Below are 19,968 nucleotides of genomic sequence, written 5' to 3'. Positions count from 1 at the left end.
ATCGCCGGGGTCACCGCCGAGTTCCCTGGCGGGCGCGTCGGCCGCGACGGTCTCGTCCTTCGCGACGGACGGACGCCCGGAGCCGTGGTCCGCGTGGTGCAGGGTCATGGCACGAGTCTATCTGTCTTGACATCGAGATATCTTGCCGGATATCACTTGTCTTGATGTCAAGAGATATGTGGGATCCCCTGATCTACGGCCGCTACGCCGACGAGCGCTCGCGGCCATTCTTCGATCTTGTTTCCAGGATAGCCGCGGAGCGCCCCGGTCACGTGATTGACGCGGGCTGCGGCACCGGCGAGCTCACCGCCGCGCTCGCCGGGCGGTGGCCCGGCGCCCGCGTCCACGGGTTCGACTCCTCGCCCGCCATGATCGAGAAAGCTCCCTCGGGCGGCCCGCTGAGCTTCTCCGTCGACGACGTCACGCGGTGGCGCCCCGAGCACCCGGTCGACGTGATCGTCTCCAACGCCGTCCTGCAGTGGGTGCCCGAGCACCGCGAGCTGCTGCCGCGCTGGGTGGAGGCCCTCGCCCCCGGCGGCTGGCTCGCCTTCCAGGTCCCGGGCAACTTCGACGCCCCCAGCCACGCCCTGGTCCGCGAGCTGTGCCGGACGACGTGGCGCGACCGGCTCGGCGATCTCGTCCGCCCCTCACCGGTCGACGACCCGGCCGGATACCTCGGCCTGCTCACCGGCCTGGGCTGCCAGGTGGACGCTTGGGAGACCACCTACCTGCACGTCCTTCCCGGCGACGACGCCGTGCTCGCCTGGATCACCGGCACCGCCCTGCGCCCCGTGCTCGACCGCCTGGATCCCGCCGAGGCCACCGCCTTCCTCGCCGACTGCGCCGCGCTGCTCCGCGAGGCCTACCCGCGCGGGCCGCATGGCACGGTCTTCCCCTTCCGCAGGGTCTTCGCGGTTGCCCGGAAATGACCCGCGGCTCCGAGGCCGGCCCCCGCCGGGGGGGCCGGACGCGCGACGGATTCAGGTCCTGGTGTGCCCGTCCGTGACAGCCCGGTAGGCCTCCAGCCGGTCGGCCAGCTCCCCGGGGCGGCTGAGGGCGACGCTGTGGCCTCCGCCGATCTCGTCGGGGACGGTTCCCAGTCGCTCCCCTACGACGCGGCGCATGAACTCGGCGGGGAAGAAGCGGTCGTCGCGGCACAGCAGGAATCTCGTCGGCACGGAGGGCCAGGCGTCGAGCGGCCACGGCTCGGCGAACGGGGTGGCGGACTGCCCGCGGCCTCTCCTCATCGCCTCCGCCGCGAGCTCGGGCGGGACATCGTGGAGGAACAGGGCGGTGTCGTCGTCCGGCGCCCGGCCGTCGCGTTCGTCCTGCTCGCGCCTCGCCGCCTCCCAGCCGGTGTTGGCCCACCAGGCGCCGGGCGGTTCGCCCGGTGACGGGACCATCGCCGTCAGCAGCACCAGGAGCCCGACCGGCACCCGCTCGCACACCAGCGGCGCGGTGAACCCGCCGAAGGACTGGGCGACCACGACGAGGTCGCCACGGTCACCGATGGCGTCGACCACCGCGTCGGCGTACTCGGAGAGCCCGGCCGAGTCGTCGTCGCACGGCAGGTCGGGCGTGACCACGTCATGGCCGCGCGTCCGGAGCTCGGCGGCCAGAAGATGCCAGTACCAGGAGTCGGACGCGGCACCGGGAATCAGTACGTAGGTGGTCATGTCCGGCGGTCCTTCCGAGGGGGGAGCGGTGGTCGGACGCCCGGACCGGCCGTCACAGCCGGCCCCGGCGCTCGAAGTCCTCCGCGCCGGCGCCTCCGGGCAACCGGGTCGTGAAGTCGAGGACCCCGACCCAGGCCGGACGGACGGCGATGCGGGCCATCCTCGTACCGGGATGATCCACCGCCGCCACGTTGGCGGCGCCCTGCTCGGCCCCGGCGTAACGGTGCTGGGCGAGCGCGTACTCCGGCACGATCCCGTCGACGTCGGTGACCGACGCCCGGCCGCGGACGAGGAGCACCTCGGGCGGGGTGGACGCGGCGTCGATGGTGATGGCGACGTCGGGCCTCGCCCGCAGGGCGGCGATCTTACGCGCTCCGGCGAACGTGGACATGACGACCTCGGCGCCCGTCCAGTGGAACAACATCGGAAACACGCGCGGGGTGCCGTCCGCCGCCACGTACGCCAGCCGCGCCAGTTCCCTCGAGGCGAGCAGGCGCCGCGCCACCTCGCTGTCCAGCAGGCGGACATCGCCCTGCGGCAGCGCCATCACGTCTTCGCGACCGTCGATCACCATCAGGCTCGCTCCTCGTCGTTTCGACCACGCCTGTCGAGGTCGTACGTGTTAGGACGGTGAGGCGCCGGAAAAGGGGTCACCGCTGCGGCGGCCGGGCGCGGGATCGGCCGGCGGTCAGGACAACGTCGACGGCAGCCCGAACGCGGGAAACAGACGCGGCTCGAAGACGGTGATCTCGACGATCCTCCCGCCCCCGATCCGCAGCACGTTGAGCGCCTGGGGCCGGTACACGGAGTTTCCCGGTAGCCGGACGTACCCCGCCATCGCCGGCTGCCGGTTCGCCCGGGTGGGCACGCTCCGCCACTCTCCCCGGTACAGCGGCGAATCCGGCCCGAAGGCGTGTGCGGCGAAGGACTCGACCGCCTCGCGACCGGAGAACCAGAACGGGTGCGGAGGCATCGTCATCCGCACGTCCTCACTCAGCAGCTCCGCGAGAGCGGCCGTGTCGGCCCGCTCGTGGGCGTCCATGAAGCGTCGCAGCAACTCCCGCTCCCGCGCGGTCGGAGCCGCCGACGGTGACCATTCCAGCCGATGTTCCGGAATGTGCGTCCTCAGGGTCGATCGCGCCCGCTTCAGGGCGCTCTTGACCGAGTCGACACTTGTTCCGAGCAGCGCGGCGGTCTCCCCGGCGGGCCAGCCGAGCACGTCTCGCAGGATCAGTGCCGCCCGCTGCCCCGGGGGCAGATGCTGGAGAGCGGCGAGGAACGCCAGCTCGATGGTCTCCTTGCCCACCACGGCGGCGTCCGGCTCCGTGTCGCCGGACGCCGCCGGCTCCAGCAGCCGGTCCGGATACGGCTGCAACCACCGGATCTCGGCCGGTGGCGACACCACGTATGGATCCTGTGCCTGTCGGGGCTCACGCGGCCGCGGATGGCGCGGGTGCCGGTCGAGGAAGTCGAGACACGCGTTCGTCGCGATCCGGTAGAGCCACGCACGGTAGGTGGAGCGGCCCTGGAAGGTCTCGCGTCCGCGCCACGCCCGCAGGAACGTCTCCTGCACCAGGTCCTCCGACTCCTCGAACGAGCCGAGCATCCGGTAGCAGTGCACCTGGAGTTCCCGCCGGTGGCGCTCGACGAGCTCGGTGAACGCCGGCTCGTCGCCCGCCCGCGCAGCGGCGACGAGCGCGCCGTCCCCGGCTCCGTCCTCGCCCAACGACCCACCTCCCGAGTATTTCCGCGACACGCTCTCCCCGTTAGGACGGACGAGCGGTGCGGAAAGTGTCAGCTCGGGCCCGGGCGACGGTCCAGGGCGGCGCGATACCAACCAGATTCTCGCCGGAGCCGGAGCCGGAGCCGGAGCCTGGGGCGGGTCGGAGCCGGAGGCGGGGCCGGGTCACGCCCATCGGGGTGGTCGAGCCTCTCTCCGGCACCGGCCGTCTCGCGAACCCGGTCCACGCCTTCGGCGGTCCACGAGCCGTGCGGTGGCGGCGCGGGTGGCGTCGGGGGAGGGGGCCGTCGCGGTCGGAGGCGTTCGCCCAGCGTTGCCGAAAAGCGGCTTGATCCGGTGGCGATCGGTGTGATTCGGTATGATCCGGGCGGTACGCGGGCCGCCTGTGGGGTGCCGGGGGAGCCGTGCGGGCACGCGCCCGGTCGCGGTGGCCCGGCGATCCATTGGACGGGTGTCAGGGGGCCGGTGGAAGGGACAGCGGGATCCGGACCGGGAGTGCCGCGCCCTCTGTGGCGAGATCGTTCCTTCGGCGTCTTCTGGGGCGCGCAGACCCTCTCCGTGGCCGGTGACTCGTTCGCCCTCATCGCCGTTCCCCTGCTCATCCTGAACGTGACGGGGTCCGTCGCGCAGATGGGCCTGCTGACCGGTGTCTCGGGTGCCGCCTCGGTCGTCGCCGGAGTGTTCGCCGGGATCCTCGTCGACCGGTTCGACCGGCGCACCCTGCTCATCGTCTGCGACCTCGCCAGGCTCGTCCTGTACGCGCTGATCCCGCTGGCCTGGATGACGGGACCGCGGATCTGGCTGCTCTACGTGGTGTTGCCGCTGGCCGAGGCCGTCGGCATGGTCTTCCAGGTCACCTACGTGACCGCGGTGCGCAACCTCGTCGGCGACGGACGCGTCACCGACGCCAACGGCAAGCTCTACGCGACCGCCGCCGCGGCGGGGATCCTCGGCCCGATGCTGGCCGGGGTGGTGGCGGGCAGGTTCGGCCTGACCGCGGCGATCGGCATCAACGCCGTGAGCTTCGCGGTGTCCGCGATCGGGGTCTACCTGATCCGCATCCCCCGCGACACCACCGGGCCCGCCGCGTCCGCCGTACGGGAGCGGCCGTGGCGCGAGATCCTGGCCGGGGCGGTGTTCCTGTGGCGCCATCCGGTGCTGCGCGTGCTGACCGTCCTGCTGTCGTTCTTCGTCTTCCTGACGCTCGGGCTGACCGACCTCGTGATCTACCGGCTCAAGAACGATCTGGGGCAGCCGGACTCCGCCGTCGGGGTGGTCCTCGGCATCGCCGCGGTCGGCACGGTGATCGGCTCCCTCCTGGTGGCGCGCCTGCGGGCGCGGGTGGGGTTCGGCCCCGCGTGGATCGGCGCGCAGGCCCTGGCCGGGCTCGCGATCGTCGGTGCCGGGTTCGCGGGTTCCGTCTGGGGGGTGGCCGTCATCGTGGCCCTCTACCTCGGCTGCGTGAGCGTCGCGGGGATCTGTTCCATGTCCCTGCGCCAGCAGGTGACCCCGGACCATCTGCTGGGGCGGGTCACGTCCGCGTTCTGGACCATCCACTTCTCCATGGGCCCCGTCGGCGCCGCCGCCCTCACCTGGGGCGCGGCCCGCTACGGCGCCACCCCGGTCTTCGTCTTCGCGGGCGTCTGCTGCCTGCTGATCGCGGTGGCCGCCCTCTTCACCCCCGTACGCCTGCGGCATCCGGAGAACTTGACCCCCGCTCCGTGACCCGACCGCGCCGGGAGACGGTCCCTCCGTGACCAGGCCGCTCCCGGAGACGGCCGTACCGCCTCCGTGGCCCGACCACGTGGTGAGGCGGTCACGTCGCCCCGTGGCCCGATCGAGCGTGGAGGCGGCCGTGGGTGGGCGGTGCCCGTCCGGCCGATCGGGCCCGGACACCCTCGTGACCCGCCGCCCAGCCGGGCGGGCGACAGGTGACGCAGCCGTCCCCGCGGCCTCGGAGGCGATCGGCCGGGGTTCCTGGACGGATAACAGGGCATCAATAAATACTGCGAAGTCATGGTAGATATCTGGGCAAATCTAGGGATGACCTGTGGGAATAGAGATTGAGGACAAGTTCGACGTGCCGGTGGACTACCAGGTGCCGGATCTCACGGGCCTTCCCGGCTCTGCGGAGGTCGTGGGTCCGAAGACCCACCAGCTGGTCGCCCTCTACTTCGACACGCCCGATCTGAGGCTCGCCGCGCGGGGGATCACCCTGCGGCGGCGCAGGGGCGGCACCGATCCGGGCTGGCACCTCAAGCTTCCCAAGGCCAAGGGCGTCCGGCAGGAGATCACCCACCCCCTGACCCGGAGCGCCAAGATCGTCCCCGCTGAGCTGGCGGACCTGGTGCTCGCCTACACCCGGGGCGCCCCGCTCGGGCCCATCGCCGAGCTGGACACCCGCCGCGCCGTCACCACCCTGGTCAACGGCGCGGGAGTCGGGCTGGTCGAGATCGCCGACGACCGGGTCAAAGGCACCGTCTTCGGCGACGAGCCCCACGTCGAGCGCTGGCGCGAGGTGGAGGCGGAGCTGCTCCAGGGCGACGAGAAGCTGCTGAGGAAGGTCGGCAGGCGGCTGGGCAAGGCCGGGGCCACCCCCGCGGACTCGGCCAGCAAGCTCGCGCGCCTGCTCGGCGGCGCCGGAGCGGTCTCGGAGCACCCGAGCGCCGAGACCGCTCCCGGGTCGGCGGGCGAGGTCGTCGTCGGCTACCTCACCTCCCAGGCCGGCGCGCTGCTCGCGCAGGACCCCAGGGTCAGGAAGGCGGAGGAGGACGCCGTCCACCAGATGCGTGTCGCCGCCCGGCGGCTCCGCAGCGCGCTGAAGTCGTTCAGGACGGTCGTCGAGGGGACCGAGAACCTCCAGAAGGAACTCAAGTGGCTCGGCGCGGTCCTCGGCGAGGCGCGTGACCTGGAGGTCGTCCGCGAGCGGTTCGCGCGCAGGCTCGACGGCCTCGACGACGAGCTGATCGTGGGCCCGGTCAGGGCACGCCTCAGCTCCGACCTGCTGGACGACGAGCACGAGGCCCTCGACCGCATCAGGGACACTCTCGGCGGGGAGCGCTACTTCGCCCTGCTCGACGCCCTCGACGACCTGACCGGCACCCCGGTGCTCACCAAGGCCGCCAAGAAGCCCGCCGACACCCTGGACGTCGTCGCCGCCAAGAGCTGGCGCCGGGTCACCAGGGCCTACGACACCGCCCAGGCCATCGAGAACGAGTCCGAGCGCGAGGTCGCCATGCACGACGTGCGCAAGGCGGCCAAGCGGGCCCGCTACACCGCCGAGGTACTCGGCATGAGGAAACTGGCCAAGCGGGCGGAGGACGTGCAGGAGGTGCTGGGCATCCACATGGACGGCGTCGTCGCGCAGGAACGGCTCGCGGCCGAGGCCGCGAACGCCCGCCTGGCCGGGGAGGACACGTTCACCTACGGCGTGCTGACCGGCGTGGAACGGGCCGGGGCCGCGCGCGCGTGGGAGGAGTTCCCCCGGGTCTGGGCGGAGACCACGACCGCCGTCGCGAAGCTCCTCTGACCTCTCCGGCCGTCTCGTGGCGGGTCTCACCGTGGGACGGTCCTCGGAGGGGCCGGGCGGTTCGCGGCCCCGGCTCAGAGCCCGGAGGAAAGGCGGGGACCGCGGCCCCCGCGAAGGTCAGACGCCGTAGCCGTCCACGGCCACGACGTCGCCGCCCGCGTGGTGCAGCACCAGGAACGCGCCCTTGGCCGGCCGCGTGCCGCTCGCCCGCGCGTCGAGCCCGGTGATCAGCTCGGGCAGGACCTTGCCGTGGCTGCAGAGCGCCACGGGCCGGTTCGAGGCCATCGCCTCCGTGGCCAGGCGCAGGGAGGCCCGCGCGTCGTAGCCGCTCTCCGACAGGACGGGGTCGAGCCGGATCGGCAGACCGGCCCGCTCGGCGTACGGCTCCAGGGTCTGCACGCACCGCCTGCTGGGCGAGCTGACCAGCTCCGTGAGGCGGAAGGCGCCCAGCACGTCCGCCAGCACCTCCGACTGTTCGCGCCCGTGCCCGTCGAGCGGCCGATCGTCGTCGTCACCCTTCCACGCCTGCCGGTCGCCCGCCAGGCCGTGCCGTACCAGGACGAGCGGGGTGGTCGCCGGTGAGACCTCGCCGAGCGCGTGGAGCAACCCGGTGTCCCACTCGTAGGTCAGGCGCCGCGCGGCCTCGTCCACCGGCAGCCAGACCACGCCGTCGACCTCGTCGGTGTCGGTGCGAGGGCCCTCCGCGACCAGCCTGGCCAGCCAGTAGTCGACGCGCTTGGGCCGCCCGCCCTTCAGGTAGTGGCTCGACGGCAGCGACCGGCCGAACTCCGCGGTGATCCCCGTCTCCTCGGCCAGCTCGCGCAGCGCGCCCGCGAGGGGGTGCTCGCCGCGCTTCAGCTTCCCCTTGGGGAAGGACCAGTCGTCGTACTTGGGCCGGTGGACGAGGGCGACCTCCGGCGCGGCCGGGGAGCCGCGCCAGACGACCACCCCGGCCGCGTGGATCGTGTCGTCCCGGCCGGTGTCGCGCTCAGTCATCGATCGTTCTCCACCGGCGGGTGCCGATCAGGTAGGTCTGCAGGTCGTCGCCGGGGTGGCGGGTCCACGTCCCGTCGGAGTTGAGCCACCAGGTCGCGGTGTCGTCCGACATGGCCCGGTCCAGCAGGTCGCTGAGGTAGTTGCGCTGCTGCTGGCTGGAGACCTTGACCAGCGCCTCCACCCGGCGTTCGATGTTGCGGCGCATCATGTCGCCGCTGCCGATCCAGATCTCCGGGCGCCGGCCGTGGCCGAACTCGTAGATCCGCGAGTGTTCGAGGAAGCGGCCCAGCACGCTCCGCACCCTGATGTTCTCCGACATCTCGGGGATGCCGGGACGGAGTGTGCAGACCCCCCGCACCCACAGGTCCACCGGTACGCCGGCCCGCGACGCCCGGTAGAGGGCGTCGATGATGGGCTCGTCGACCAGGGAGTTCGTCTTCATCCTGATCCTGGCGGGGCGGCCGGCCTCCTGGTGGGAGATCTCCCGCTCGATCCTGGCCAGCAGCCCGCCGCGCAGGGAGTGCGGGGCGACCAGCAGCCGCCGGTAGGCCGAGTGGTTGGAGTAGCCGGTCAGATGGATGAACAGGTCCGTGACGTCCTCGCCGACCAGCCGGTCGGCGGTGAGCAGGCCGAGGTCCTCGTACAGCCTGGCGGTCTTGGGGTTGTAGTTCCCCGTGCCGATGTGGCAGTAGCTGCGCAGCTCGCCCGAGGACTCCTGGCGCACGACCAGGGCGAGCTTGCAGTGGGTCTTCAGCCCCACGACGCCGTAGACCACGTGACATCCGGCCCGTTCCAGCTTGCGCGCCCAGGTGATGTTGGCGTGCTCGTCGAACCTGGCCTTGATCTCCACCACCACGACGACCTGCTTGCCCGCCTCGGCGGCGTCGATCAGCGCGTCCACGATGGGCGAGTCACCGCTGGTGCGGTAGAGCGTCTGCTTGATGGCGAGGACGGCCGGGTCGGCCGCGGCCTGCTCGATGAACCGCTGCACGCTCGTGGAGAACGAGTCGTACGGGTGGTGCAGCAGCACGTCCCGCTCGCGCAGCACCGCGAAGATGTCGTCCTCGACGTGCACGACCTCCGCGGGCACGAACGGGCGGAAGCTCAGCTCGCCCCGGTCCAGGTCGGCGATCGCGTGCAGCCCGGTCAGGTCCAGCGGCCCCGGCAGCCGGTAGATCTCGTGCTCGGCCACCCCCAGCTCGTCCACCAGCAGGTCGAGCACCTCGGGCGTGATGGTGTCCTCGACCTCCAGCCGGACCGGGGGGCCGAAGCGGCGCTTGAGCAGCTCACGCTCCAGCGCCTGCATGAGGTTCTCGGTGACGTCCTCGTCCACGTCGAGGTCCTCGTTGCGGGTCACCCGGAAGACGTGGTGCTCGACGACCTCCATCCCCTTGAACAGCTGCCCGAGGTGGGCGGCGATCACGTCCTCCAGCGGGACGAAGCGGTTCACGGACGCCGTGACGAAGCGGGGGAGCTGGCTGGGCACCTTGACCCTGGCGAAGACCGTGTTGCCCGTCGAGGGGTTGCGGACGGTGACGGCCAGGTTCAGGGACAGGCCCGAGATGTACGGGAACGGGTGGGCGGGGTCGACGGCGAGCGGCGTCAGCACCGGCCTGATCCGCTCCCTGAAGAGCTTGCGCATCTCGCCGCGCTCGTCGCGACCCAGGTCCTCCCAGCGCACGATCTCGATGCCCTCGGCCCCCAGCTGCGGGCAGATCCGCTCGTAGAAGCAGGCCGACTGCCGCTGCGCGAGGTCGTTGGCGATCGCCGCGATCCTGGCCAGTTCCTCACGGGGCTTCAGCCCGCTCTTCGTGCGGAGCAGCAGTCCGGTGGCCATCCGCCGTTTCAGCCCGGCCACCCGGACGCGGAAGAACTCGTCGAGGTTGCTGGCGAAGATGGCCAGGAACCGCACCCGTTCCAGCAGGGGCAGGGACGAGTCCTCCGCCAACTCCAGAACTCGCTGGTTGAACTGGAGCCAGCTCTCCTCTCGGTTGAGGAAGCGCTCCTGGGGTAGAGGAAGCCCGTCGGGGGTGGGACGAACGAGTTCAGCGGACATATGACCAGAATGCCCGCTTTGGTTGAACGGAACGTTAATTTAGTCTCAACGAGTGCTGTTGCTTATTCACTTGACTCAAGCTTTCCCTGCTCTTCGTCGGCGAGTTGGGCATACTTGAGGGCGTCGCGCTCGGCGGCCTTGGCCTCCTTGAGACGGGCCTTCTCCTGCTCCCTCAGCAACCGCTGCTGCTCCCGATACTCCCGCTCGCGCGCCTTGTCCAGCTCCCGCTGCTCGCGGAGCCGCGCCTTCTCCAGCTCCCTGGCCAGCTTCTCGGCCTCGCGCTCCTCGCGCTGCCGCAGCTTCTCCCGCTCCTTGAGCTCGCGCTCGCGCAGCTTCTCCTGGTTCCTCAGCTCCCGCTCACGCGCCTTCTCCAGCTCCCGGATCTCCTTCTCCGTCGGGGGCGGCGGTAACTCGGGGCGCGGGGGCGGGTGCGATCCAGCCGGGGGCGGCGGCGACCCCGTCTCCGCGGTGGGTAACTCCGCCCCCGTCTCCGCGGTGGGTGAAGCGGTGGGTAACTCCGCCCCCGCGGGGGGCGACTCCGCCTCCGCCCCCGTTTCCGCGGTGCCGCGTGCTCTCGGTCCGGGGGAGCCGGAAGAGGGAGCCTCGGCCGGGCGCTGCGGTGGATGGGCGAGCCGGTGCTCCAGGCCGCGCGAGGCGGCGGTGAGCCGGGGGTTGGGGTCCAGGCCGGTCAGGCCGTTCCAGGCCAGGTTGACCAGGTGGGCGGCGACCTCCTCGCGGGGCGGCCTGCGCACGTCCAGCCACCACTGGCCGGTCAGCGCCACCATGCCGACCAGCATCTGGGCGTACATGGGAGCCAGCTTGGGGTCGTAGCCGCGCTCGACGAACTCGTCGACCATGACGTCCTCGACCTGGCTCGCGATGTCGTTGATCAGGCTGGCGAACGTGCCGGTCCCCGAGGCGGCGTGCGAGTCGCGGACGAGGATGCGGAAACCCTCGCTGTTCTCCTCCACGTAGGCCAGCAGGGCCAGGGCCGCCCGCTCCAGTTTGATCAGCGAGTGCGAGGCGGACAGAGCCTCGGTCACCAGGCTCAGCAGCTTCTGCATTTCCCGGTCGATGACGACCGCGTAGACGCCCTCCTTGCCGCCGAAGTGCTCGTAGACCACCGGTTTGGAGACGTTGGCGGTCGCCGCGATCTCCTCCACCGAGGTGCCGTCGAACCCTTTCTCCGCGAAAAGGGTCCTGCTGATCTGGATCAGCTGTTCCCGGCGTTCCTTACCTGACATGCGCCGTCGGGGTTCGCTCACGGTTCTCATAATGGCGCTCCCCCGGTGTCGGACGGCACCCGAACCCGGGTCAGGCGGCGATGCGCTTGGCGGCGAGGCGCTCGGGCGTCGGCCAGCGGACGTCGTAGGCCCATCCGGCCTTCTCGAACCAGCGGATGACACCCGCGCTGAGGTCGATCTGTCCCTTCAGCGCGCCGTGCCGGGCGCAGGTGGGGTCGGAGTGGTGCAGGTTGTGCCAGGACTCGCCGAAGGAGGGGATGGCCAGCCACCACACGTTGCGCGACTTGTCGCGCGACTCGAAGGCCTCCTCGCCGAAGACGTGGCAGATGGAGTTGATCGACCAGGTCACGTGGTGCAGCAGGCCGATCCGGACCAGCGTGCCCCAGAAGAAGCCGGTCGCCATGCCCCACCACGACCAGGTCAGCAGACCGCCCAGCACGGCGGGCATCACCATCGTGGTGATCGCCAGCACCGGGAAGAGCTTGTGCAGCTTGATGATGTCCGGGTCCTTGACCAGGTCGGGCGCGTACTTCTCCCGGTTGGCCCGGTCGGCCTCGAACAGCCAGCCCATGTGCGCCCAGAGCAGGCCCTTGGACACCGCCACGAAGCCCGTGCCGAAGCGCCACGGCGAGTGCGGGTCGCCCTCCTTGTCGGAGAACTTGTGGTGCTTGCGATGGGTGGCGACCCAGTCGAGCACCGACATCTCCATGGAGAGGCTGCCCGCGATGCCCAGCGCGATCTTCAGCGGGCGCTTGGCCTTGAACGAGCCGTGGGTGAAGTGGCGGTGCAGGCCGACGGTGACGCCCAGCCCGGTGACCACGTAGAAGACACCCGCGATGACGACGTCGGACCAGCCGAGTCCCCATCCCCAGGCGAATGGGACGGCCGCCACCAGGGCGATCAGTGGAGCGCCGACCACCACCCCGAAGGTGATGATCTCGGGCAGGGTCTTCCGCTCGGGGTCGACGTCGGGTTTGGGGCCCTGAGCAGGGCGTTCTTCGATGAGGGTCATGCGATACCTCGCGGTGGCTCGGAATAGGCCAAGGACTCATATGCGGCTACGCCACCGTAACCTACGCCATCGTAAGTTAGGAACACCTAAGAACCGAATGTCGGGAACATGACTCTTCGGGATTGACGCCGTAGCGGGTCCATCACTTGTTCTACCCCCGGCTGACCTGCTAAACGAGGGCCTCGCGCGCGCCCGGCCGCGCGGGCGGGTGCCGCGGGTGCGCGGGCGCCGGGACGGACCACCGAATCGGGTGCCAAATCGAGGCGCGTTCGACGGCGCGGGCTCTGTATCGTAGGGGTGCCGGGCGCGCGGGCACCGTCCCGACGGCCTGGTCGATCCGGCATTGGGTAATTGGCAGCCCGCAAGGTTTTGGTCCTTGTTGTCCAGGTTCGAGTCCTGGTGCCGGAGCAATCCCTTGTGTCTGTTTTATTCACTCGGCTGGTCGGCTGAGTGGGTTCCCGAGGGGGAAGGTATCCTCACGTTGTCGAGCAGGTGACGATGCCGCGCCCTGGGGGTGGCCATCCGTCACCGCGCTTCGCCATGTCTCAGCCGCGACGCCGAGGGAGCCTCGTCCGTGAGTGTGCCGCGCCCGGCAGCCGTCATCGTCCTCGCCGCAGGCGAGGGCACCCGGATGAAGTCGAGAACACCGAAGATCCTCCATGAGCTGTGCGGCCGAACCCTGGTCGACCACATGCTCGTCGCCGCGAGGGGTCTCGACCCCGAACGGCTCATTGTCGTCATCGGTCACGAACGGGAGCGGGTCCAGGCGCACCTGGCCGGGACCGACCCCGACGCGCAGACCGTCGTCCAGGCCGAGCAGAAGGGCACCGGCCACGCCGTCAGGACCGCCCTGGAGGCGTCCGGCACCATCGGCGGCACCGTCCTGGTGACCTACGGCGACACGCCGCTGCTGCGCACCGAGACCCTCGCGGCCCTGCTCGAACGGCACGGCGAGGACGGCAACGCCGTCACCGTGCTCACGGCCGAGGTCCCCGATCCCCACGGCTACGGCCGGATCGTCCGCGATGACTCGGGCGCGGTCCTGGAGATCGTCGAGGAGAAGGACGCCGACCCCGCCCAGCGGGCGATCAAGGAGATGAACTCCGGCGTCTACGCCTTCGACGGCCTCCTGCTCGCCGACGCGGTCAAGCGGGTGTCCGCCTCCAACGCCCAGGGCGAGGAGTACCTCACCGACGTCCTCGCGATCCTGCGGGAGGACGGCCACCGGGTCGGCGCGCACATCGCGGCCGACTACGTGGAGGTGGAGGGCGTCAACGACCGCGTGCAGCTGGCCTTCGCCCGCAAGGTGCTCAACGCGCGCCTGCTGGAGGCCCACATGCGGGCCGGGGTGACCGTGATCGACCCGGCCGCCACATGGGTCGACGTCGACGTCATCCTCGAACCGGACGTGGTGATCCACCCGGGCACCCAGCTGCACGGCTGCACGACGGTCGCCGAGGGCGCCGAGATCGGCCCCGCCAGCACCCTGACCGACACGATCGTCGGCGAGAGGGCGCTGGTGCGCAACGCCGTCTGTGTCGACGCCGTGATCGGCCCCGAGGCCCTGGTCGGGCCGTACGCCTACCTGCGCCCCGGCACGGTCCTGGCGCGCAAGGCCAAGGCGGGCACGTACGTTGAGATGAAGAACGCGCAGGTCGGAGAGGGCGCGAAGGTGCCACACCTGAGCTACGTGGGCGACGCCACGATCGGCGCGGGCGCCAACATCGGCGCTTCGGCGATCTTCGTCAACTACGACGGGGTCAACAAGCACCACACGACGGTGGGCGAGAGCGCCTTCGTCGGGTGCGACACCATGCTCGTCGCGCCGGTCACCATCGGCGACGGCGCGTACACGGCCGCGGGCTCGGTCATCGACACGGACGTCCCCCCCGGTGCCATCGGGGTGGCTCGCGCGCGGCAGCGCAACATCGAAGGGTGGGTCGCGCGCAGGCGCGCGGGCACCAGATCGGCCGAGGCGGCGTTACGAGCCGCCGAGGCCGGGAAACAGCAGGGGAGCCAGACGTGAGTGAGCGAAGCGAGCGGCCCGGCGGGCACGGCAGCGTCGCGTGGCCATCGGTGTGCTGTCAGGCGAGGAGGACGGCATGAGCGGCATCAAGAAGACCGGTGAGAAGAACCTGATGTTCTTCTCCGGGCGCGCGCACCCGGAGTTGGCGGACGAGGTGGCGAGCCACCTCGGGGTCGACGCGGCGCCGACCACGCTGCGCGACTTCGCCAACGGGGAGATCTACGCCCGCTACCAGGAGTCGGTCCGCGGCTGTGACGCGTTCGTCATGCAGAGCCACACCTGGCCGATCAACCAGTGGATCATGGAACAGCTGATCATGGTGGACGCCCTCAAGCGCGCCTCCGCCAAGCGGATCACCGTGATCATGCCGTTCTACGGCTACGCCCGCCAGGACAAGAAGGGCCGGGGCCGCGAGCCCATCACCGCCCGCCTGATGGCCGACATGTTCAAGACGGCCGGGGCCGACCGGCTGATGTCGATCGACCTGCACACCTCACAGATCCAGGGCTTCTTCGACGGCCCGGTGGACCACCTGTTCGCCATGCCCGTCCTGGTCAACTACCTCAAGGACAAGCTCGACCTCGCCACGACCACGGTCGTCTCGCCCGACACCGGCCGGGTGCGGCTCTCCGAGCGCTGGGCCGACACGCTGGGCACCCCGCTGGCCTTCATCCACAAGCGCCGCGACCTCGACGTGGCCAACCAGGTGAAGGTGAGCGAGGTCGTCGGCCGGGTCAGGGGCCGGACCTGCGTGCTGATCGACGACATGATCGACACCGCGGGGACCATCTGCAAGGCGGCCGACGCGCTGTACGAGCAGGGCGCCACCAACGTGGTCGTGGCCGCCACCCACGCGGTGTTCTCCGACCCCGCGGTCGACCGGCTGAAGAACTCCCGGATCTCCGAGGTCATCGTCACCAACACGGTGCCGCTCCCCGAGGACAAGCGGTTCGACAAGCTCACCGTGCTGTCGATCGCCCCCCTGATCGCCCGAGCGATCAACGAGGTCTTCAGCGACGGCTCGGTGACCAGCCTCTTCGAGGGCGACAGCTGACGTCCCGCCCCGCCCCCGGACCCGTCGCCGACGTGTTCCGGGGAGCGGGGCACGTTTTTCCACCCGAGTTCTCACGTCTCCACCTGGGTCCTCCCGCGCCTCCACCCGAGTTCTCTCGTCTCCCATCCGAGTTCTCTCGCGGCCTCTCCGGGGGACGGGCCGCGGGCCTTTCCCGGGGACGGCCGGGCCCCTTCAGGGGAGCGGCCGGAGCCGCGGCGCGTCGACGCCACCGTTGACACGGTAGGGTTGTGGGATTGCGTGCGTTCGTAACGCCTTCCGCTAGGGCGGGTGAGGGGGAACGCACCTCTCCGATTCCCAAGATCCCTAGGAGATCAGCCATGTCCGAAGTGGTCATCACCACCGAACTGCGTGACAAGTTCGGCAAGGGCGCCGCCCGCAAGATCCGTCGTGAGAACAAGGTCCCCGTCGTCCTCTACGGGCACGGCACCGACCCCCAGCACCTGTCCCTGCCGGGTCACGACCTGCTGCTCGCCCTGCGTACGCCGAACGTGCTGATCCGCCTTGAGGGCGCCGTGGCCGAGCTGGCCCTGCCCAAGGGTGTCCAGCGTGACCCGATCAGGGGCTTCCTGGAGCACGTCGACCTCATCCTCGTCCGCCGTGGCGAGAAGGTCACCGTCGACATCCCCGTCACCGTGGTGGGCGAGGTCGCCGACGGCATCCTCGACCAGCAGCTCGTCTCCGTCTCCGTCGAGACCGAGGCCACCCACATCCCCGAGGGCGTCGAGGTCGACGTCGAGGGCCTGGAGGTCGGCACCCAGATCACCGCCTCCGACCTGAAGCTGCCCAAGGGCACGACGCTCGCCGCCGACCCCGAGGCGCTGGTCCTGATCGTCGCCCCGACCCCGGTCGCCGAGCCGGAGGGCGAGGCCGCCGAGACGGCCCCGGCCGCCCCGGCCGCCGAGGGCGAGAGCTCCGAGAGCGCCGAGTAGTTTTCTCTGCTAGATCTGTCAGGGCGGCCCGGGACCGGGCCGCCCTGACGCGCGTGTGAAGGGATGCCGATCGTGGACCGCTGGTTGGTCGTGGGCCTGGGGAACCCCGGGCCGGAGTACGCCGGGAACCGGCACAACGCGGGGTTCATGGTCCTGGACGAGCTCGCCGCGCGGGCCGGGGGACGGTTCAAGGCGCACAGGTCGCGCGCGGAGGTGCTGGAGGGCCGCCTGGCGGGCGTCCCCGCCGTGCTGGCCAAGCCGCTCTCCTTCATGAACCTCTCCGGCGGGCCGGTCAAGGCCCTGGCCGACTTCTACAAGGTCGACCCGGCCCGCGTGGTCGTGGTCCACGACGAGCTGGACATCCCGTACGGCGCGCTGAGGGCGAAGCTGGGAGGCGGCGACAACGGCCACAACGGGCTGAAGTCGATCACCAAGTCGCTGGCGACCAAGGACTACCTGAGGGTGCGGTTCGGCATCGGCCGCCCGCCCGGCCGGATGGACGCCGCGGCCTACGTCCTGCGCGACTTCGCCACCGCCGAGCGCAAGGACCTCGCGTTCCTGGTCGACCGCGCCTCCGACGTGGTGGAGTCGCTGATCAGGGTCGGGCTGGAGCCGACCCAGAACGCCTTCCACGCCGGCGACCTGAACATCTCGGGCCCGCCCAGGTAACCGGCTTCCGCCCGGGTGGCCGGTCCCGCCAAGTGACCGGGTGCTGCCTGGGCGCCCCGCCCGCCCGGGGGGCCGGGGCCCTCCCGCCCGCTCGGACGCCCGCCCGTTCAGGGGCGCGGCGGGTCGAACGCCATCAGGTTCTGCAGCAGCTCCGCCTGCTCGATCGCGTCGTCCAGCGCGTTGTGGGTGTGCGGCCGCGGGGACCGCAGGTGCGCGGGCATCTGCCGCTTGGTCGCCCAGCCGATCGGCACGCCCGCCTTGGCCGCGTACAGCGTCTTGAGGTCGATGCAGCGCGAGTGCCCGAACGGCGAGACGCCGGTGAAGCGCATGAAGTACCAGTAGATCCACATCCAGTCGTAGGAGAGCGGGTAGGCCGCCAGCACCGGTGAGCTGTTCCCGCACACCTCGCGGACCCACACGGCGGCCTCCCGCATCGCCTCGGCCGGGTCGCGGCCCTCGCGGAGCAGCGTCTCCCGGTCCAGGCCGCTCACGGCGAGCGCCTCGGGGACGTGGTCGTCGCTGATCGGCCGCAGCTCCACGTAGTGCGTGTGCGCCTGCGGATCCACCGGTTCGAAGACCTTCCCGGTCATCCGCCCGGCCACCGTCATACCAAAGCTGACCATTGAATACGGTCCCGGAACGGGACCATCGGCCTCGACATCCACAGAGATGTACGTTTCGGTCTTCAACCTTCGAGCCTCTCCCACCGCCGCTATCATTCCGTAACTGTCTGTCCGTGAACGGTTACGCAGGGGGAGCGCGTGCGCGACGTGACCGCGGTCCAGGCCGCGCAGGAGACAGGGGAGGCGCGGCGAACCGGGTCCGTTCCGGCCGCGCGCCGGCGCATGCCGGGCTGGGTGCGGGAGCACCGCGCGGCGGCCGTCGCCGCCGACACCGCCTGCGCCGCCCTCGCCGGGGCCCTCGCGCTGTTCGTTCGATTCGGGGAGGTTACCGCCTACGTCTTCCCGTACGTCGTACTGAGCGCGGCCCTGCCCGTCGTCTGGGTCTGCGTGGTCGCGCTGAACCGGGCCTACGAGCCCCGGCTGATCGGCCTGGGCTCGGAGGAGTTCCAGCGGATCCTGCAGTGCGGCTTCATGCTCACCGCCGCCCTCGCGGTCTGCGCCTACCTCACCAAGGTCGAGGTGGCCCGGGGCTACGTGGTCCTGGCGCTCCCGCTGACGACGCTGCTCACCCTCCTCGCGCGCTACGCCCTGCGCCGTTCCCTGCACCGCAGGCGGGCGCGGGGCGGGTGCATGCGGCGGGTGGTGGCCGTGGGCCACCGCGCGACGATCGCCGAGCTGGTCCGCAGGTTCCGCCGGGAGCGCTACCACGGGATGGAGGTCGTCGCGGCGTGCGCCCCGCACGACGGGACGGGCGACGTGGAGGGCGTGCCGGTGCTGGGCGACCTCTCCGACGTCGCGCTCGTGGCCGGGCAGGTCTCGGCCGACACCGTGGCCGTGCTCGCCTGCCCGGAGATGGACGGGGTGGCGCTGCGGCGGCTGGCCTGGCGGCTGGAGAAGACCGACACGGACCTGATCGTGGCCCCCGCGCTGATGGAGGTGGCCGGGCCGCGGATCACCATCCGCCCGGCGGCCGGCCTGCCGCTGCTGCACGTGGACCACCCCGAGATCTCCGGCCTGCGCCAGGTGCTCAAGAACCTGTTCGACCGGGCGGGCGCCGGGCTGCTGCTGGCGGCGCTGCTGCCGCTGCTGGCGGGGGTGGCGGTGGCCGTGCGCGCCTCGGGGCCGGGTCCCGCCCTCTTCCGGCAGACGAGGGTGGGGCGCGACGGCGCCGAGTTCACGATCTACAAGTTCCGGACGATGCGCGTCGACGCCGAGCGCCGGAGGATCGCCCTGGTCGGCGACGGGCACGGCGTGCTCTTCAAGATCCGCGACGATCCGCGGGTGACCCCGCTGGGCGCCTGGCTGCGCCGCCACTCGCTGGACGAGCTGCCCCAGCTGATCAACGTGCTCCTGGGCCACATGTCCCTGGTGGGACCCCGGCCGCCACTGCCGGAGGAGGTCGCCAGGTACGGTGACGACGTCCGCCGCCGATTACTCGTTAAACCGGGCATGACCGGCCTCTGGCAGGTAAGTGGTCGTTCAGACCTCTCTTGGGAGGAATCCGTACGGTTGGACCTGCGTTACGTGGAGAGCTGGTCCCTCATGCTGGACCTGCAGATCCTGTGGAAGACTTGGTCGGCTGTCGCGCGAGGAGCTGGAGCATACTGATGACCGTTCGCGACGATCACACACTCGCCGCGGAGCTGGCGACGACGGCCGGCGAGAAGCTGGCGGCCCTGCGGGCGGAGCGGGGCTTCGGCGACCCGTCCGAGCTTCGCAAGGAGGGCGACGCCGCCTCCCACGTGTTCCTGATGGAGGCCCTGTCCCGGTTGCGTCCGGATGACAGCGTGCTGTCCGAGGAGGCGACCAGCGAGGAGCGCCTCGACCCGCGCAGGCTGCGCGCCGAGCGGGTCTGGATCGTCGACCCGCTGGACGGCACCCGCGAGTTCGCCGAGGAGGGCCGCTCCGACTGGGCGGTCCACGTGGCGCTCTGGGAGCACGGCACGCTGACGGCCGGAGCCGTCGCGCTGCCCGCCCAGGGCCGTACGCTCTCCACCCTCGAACCTCCCGTGCCGCCCGTGCCCGAGGCGGGCGCCAGGCCGCGGATCGCGGTCAGCAGGACCCGCCCGCCGGAGTTCGTCCAGAACCTCGCCCGCCTCGCCGGCGCCGACCTGGTGCCGATCGGCTCGGCGGGCGCCAAGATCTCCGCCGTGCTCACCGGCGAGGTCGAGGCCTACGTCCACGCCGGGGGTCAGTACGAGTGGGACTCCGCCGCGCCCGTGGCGGTCGCCCTCGCCTCCGGGGTCCACGCGAGCCGCATCGACGGCTCGCCGCTGGTCTACAACCAGCCCGACCCCTCGCTGCCGGATATTCTTGTATCCCTACCGGGACTGGCGCCAACGTTGCTCGCTGGAATCCGGGATCTGCACCGCTAATCCCCGCTAGGAGAGTC

At 71.1% G+C, this 19,968-nt stretch carries 16 protein-coding genes, 1 tRNA gene and 1 pseudogene; 10 read left to right on the top strand and 8 right to left on the bottom strand.

The features are described from left to right. The first annotated feature begins 164 nt into the window (after positions 1–164). Complete coding sequence (locus ACFFRH_RS22750) at positions 165–929, top strand: trans-aconitate 2-methyltransferase (RefSeq protein ID WP_386159356.1); 765 nt, start codon at positions 165–167, stop codon at positions 927–929. Between the two features lie 51 nt (positions 930–980). Here the strand turns inward: ACFFRH_RS22750 and ACFFRH_RS22745 are convergent, their stop codons facing one another. From ACFFRH_RS22745 to ACFFRH_RS22735, 3 genes are all read right to left on the bottom strand, one after another. Then, entirely contained in the window at positions 981–1,676 is a 696-nt protein-coding gene (locus ACFFRH_RS22745; RefSeq protein WP_344743822.1) for an alpha/beta hydrolase, read from the bottom strand. 52 nt (positions 1,677–1,728) lie between these two features. Continuing rightward, positions 1,729–2,250, bottom strand: coding sequence for a pyridoxamine 5'-phosphate oxidase family protein (locus ACFFRH_RS22740; protein WP_344743823.1), 522 nt, complete (start codon positions 2,248–2,250; stop codon positions 1,729–1,731). A gap of 114 nt (positions 2,251–2,364) precedes the next feature. Continuing rightward, a complete protein-coding gene (locus ACFFRH_RS22735) occupies positions 2,365–3,402 on the bottom strand; it encodes a sigma-70 family RNA polymerase sigma factor (RefSeq protein WP_344743824.1) in 1,038 nt (345 codons plus the stop codon). A 510-nt stretch (positions 3,403–3,912) separates the two neighbouring features. Between ACFFRH_RS22735 and ACFFRH_RS22730 the strand changes: the two genes are divergently transcribed. Both ACFFRH_RS22730 and ACFFRH_RS22725 read left to right on the top strand, forming a co-directional pair. Then, positions 3,913–5,142 carry an MFS transporter gene (locus ACFFRH_RS22730; RefSeq protein ID WP_344743825.1) on the top strand — a complete coding sequence of 410 codons (1,230 nt, stop codon included), beginning with the start codon at positions 3,913–3,915 and terminating at the stop codon, positions 5,140–5,142. Positions 5,143–5,467: 325 nt separating this feature from the next. After that, positions 5,468–6,946: a CYTH and CHAD domain-containing protein gene (locus ACFFRH_RS22725; RefSeq protein WP_344743826.1), complete on the top strand. Its 1,479-nt coding sequence runs from the start codon at positions 5,468–5,470 to the stop codon at positions 6,944–6,946. A gap of 117 nt (positions 6,947–7,063) precedes the next feature. Here the strand turns inward: ACFFRH_RS22725 and ACFFRH_RS22720 are convergent, their stop codons facing one another. From ACFFRH_RS22720 to ACFFRH_RS22705, 4 genes and pseudogenes are all read right to left on the bottom strand, one after another. Then, entirely contained in the window at positions 7,064–7,942 is an 879-nt protein-coding gene (locus ACFFRH_RS22720; RefSeq protein WP_344743828.1) for an NUDIX hydrolase, read from the bottom strand. Continuing rightward, entirely contained in the window at positions 7,935–9,998 is a 2,064-nt protein-coding gene (locus ACFFRH_RS22715) for an RNA degradosome polyphosphate kinase (RefSeq protein ID WP_344743829.1), read from the bottom strand. Before ACFFRH_RS22715 ends, ACFFRH_RS22720 begins: the two co-directional genes overlap by 8 nt. A 647-nt stretch (positions 9,999–10,645) precedes the next feature. Continuing rightward, positions 10,646–11,272, bottom strand: a pseudogene (locus tag ACFFRH_RS44765) (TetR/AcrR family transcriptional regulator); the annotation flags it as partial. A gap of 40 nt (positions 11,273–11,312) precedes the next feature. Continuing rightward, complete coding sequence (locus ACFFRH_RS22705) at positions 11,313–12,254, bottom strand: acyl-CoA desaturase (RefSeq protein WP_344743830.1); 942 nt, start codon at positions 12,252–12,254, stop codon at positions 11,313–11,315. Positions 12,255–12,590: 336 nt separating this feature from the next. Between ACFFRH_RS22705 and ACFFRH_RS22700 the strand changes: the two genes are divergently transcribed. The 5 genes from ACFFRH_RS22700 (at position 12,591) to pth (ending at position 16,953) form a co-directional block, all read left to right on the top strand. Then, positions 12,591–12,662, top strand: a tRNA-Gln gene (locus tag ACFFRH_RS22700). Between the two features lie 166 nt (positions 12,663–12,828). Beyond that, positions 12,829–14,280 (top strand): bifunctional UDP-N-acetylglucosamine diphosphorylase/glucosamine-1-phosphate N-acetyltransferase GlmU, encoded by a 1,452-nt coding sequence (gene glmU / locus ACFFRH_RS22695; protein ID WP_386159345.1) that lies wholly within the window; start codon positions 12,829–12,831, stop codon positions 14,278–14,280. A gap of 76 nt (positions 14,281–14,356) precedes the next feature. Next, positions 14,357–15,334, top strand: a complete 978-nt coding sequence (locus ACFFRH_RS22690; protein WP_344743831.1) for a ribose-phosphate diphosphokinase — start codon at positions 14,357–14,359, stop codon at positions 15,332–15,334. A gap of 338 nt (positions 15,335–15,672) precedes the next feature. Further along, positions 15,673–16,284 carry a 50S ribosomal protein L25/general stress protein Ctc gene (locus ACFFRH_RS22685; protein ID WP_344743832.1) on the top strand — a complete coding sequence of 204 codons (612 nt, stop codon included), beginning with the start codon at positions 15,673–15,675 and terminating at the stop codon, positions 16,282–16,284. A 63-nt stretch (positions 16,285–16,347) separates the two neighbouring features. Continuing rightward, positions 16,348–16,953 (top strand): aminoacyl-tRNA hydrolase, encoded by a 606-nt coding sequence (gene pth / locus ACFFRH_RS22680; protein ID WP_344743833.1) that lies wholly within the window; start codon positions 16,348–16,350, stop codon positions 16,951–16,953. Positions 16,954–17,060: 107 nt separating this feature from the next. Here the strand turns inward: pth and ACFFRH_RS22675 are convergent, their stop codons facing one another. Continuing rightward, positions 17,061–17,576, bottom strand: coding sequence for a 3'-5' exonuclease family protein (locus tag ACFFRH_RS22675; protein WP_344743834.1), 516 nt, complete (start codon positions 17,574–17,576; stop codon positions 17,061–17,063). Between the two features lie 222 nt (positions 17,577–17,798). Here ACFFRH_RS22675 and ACFFRH_RS22670 point away from each other — a divergent pair, with 222 nt between their 5' ends. Both ACFFRH_RS22670 and ACFFRH_RS22665 read left to right on the top strand, forming a co-directional pair. Further along, a complete protein-coding gene (locus tag ACFFRH_RS22670; protein ID WP_344743860.1) occupies positions 17,799–19,184 on the top strand; it encodes a sugar transferase in 1,386 nt (461 codons plus the stop codon). Beyond that, positions 19,184–19,951, top strand: a complete 768-nt coding sequence (locus tag ACFFRH_RS22665) for a 3'(2'),5'-bisphosphate nucleotidase CysQ (protein ID WP_344743835.1) — start codon at positions 19,184–19,186, stop codon at positions 19,949–19,951. Before ACFFRH_RS22670 ends, ACFFRH_RS22665 begins: the two co-directional genes overlap by 1 nt. The last annotated feature ends 17 nt before the right edge of the window (positions 19,952–19,968 follow it).

Origin of the sequence: Streptosporangium vulgare, assembly GCF_042428775.1 — a bacterium.
GTDB classification, from domain to species: Bacteria; Actinomycetota; Actinomycetes; order Streptosporangiales; family Streptosporangiaceae; genus Streptosporangium; species Streptosporangium vulgare.
The sequence above is the reverse complement of the archived record's forward strand: the minus strand, read 5'-3'. Positions and strand labels throughout refer to the sequence as shown.

Excerpts from the sequence above, each read along its gene's own strand:
- ACFFRH_RS22675 (WP_344743834.1), bottom strand. The coding sequence starts at position 17,576 with ATGGTCAGCTTTGGTATGACGGTGGCCGGGCGGATGACCGGGAAGGTC.
- ACFFRH_RS22715 (WP_344743829.1), bottom strand. The coding sequence starts at position 9,998 with ATGTCCGCTGAACTCGTTCGTCCCACCCCCGACGGGCTTCCTCTACCC.
- ACFFRH_RS22705 (WP_344743830.1), bottom strand. The coding sequence starts at position 12,254 with ATGACCCTCATCGAAGAACGCCCTGCTCAGGGCCCCAAACCCGACGTC.
- ACFFRH_RS22745 (WP_344743822.1), bottom strand. The coding sequence starts at position 1,676 with ATGACCACCTACGTACTGATTCCCGGTGCCGCGTCCGACTCCTGGTAC.
- ACFFRH_RS22690 (WP_344743831.1), top strand. The coding sequence starts at position 14,357 with ATGAGCGGCATCAAGAAGACCGGTGAGAAGAACCTGATGTTCTTCTCC.
- ACFFRH_RS22670 (WP_344743860.1), top strand. The coding sequence starts at position 17,799 with ATGCCGGGCTGGGTGCGGGAGCACCGCGCGGCGGCCGTCGCCGCCGAC.
- ACFFRH_RS22685 (WP_344743832.1), top strand. The coding sequence starts at position 15,673 with ATGTCCGAAGTGGTCATCACCACCGAACTGCGTGACAAGTTCGGCAAG.
- ACFFRH_RS22720 (WP_344743828.1), bottom strand. The coding sequence starts at position 7,942 with ATGACTGAGCGCGACACCGGCCGGGACGACACGATCCACGCGGCCGGG.
- ACFFRH_RS22750 (WP_386159356.1), top strand. The coding sequence starts at position 165 with ATGTCAAGAGATATGTGGGATCCCCTGATCTACGGCCGCTACGCCGAC.
- pth (WP_344743833.1), top strand. The coding sequence starts at position 16,348 with ATGCCGATCGTGGACCGCTGGTTGGTCGTGGGCCTGGGGAACCCCGGG.
- ACFFRH_RS22740 (WP_344743823.1), bottom strand. The coding sequence starts at position 2,250 with ATGGTGATCGACGGTCGCGAAGACGTGATGGCGCTGCCGCAGGGCGAT.
- ACFFRH_RS22665 (WP_344743835.1), top strand. The coding sequence starts at position 19,184 with ATGACCGTTCGCGACGATCACACACTCGCCGCGGAGCTGGCGACGACG.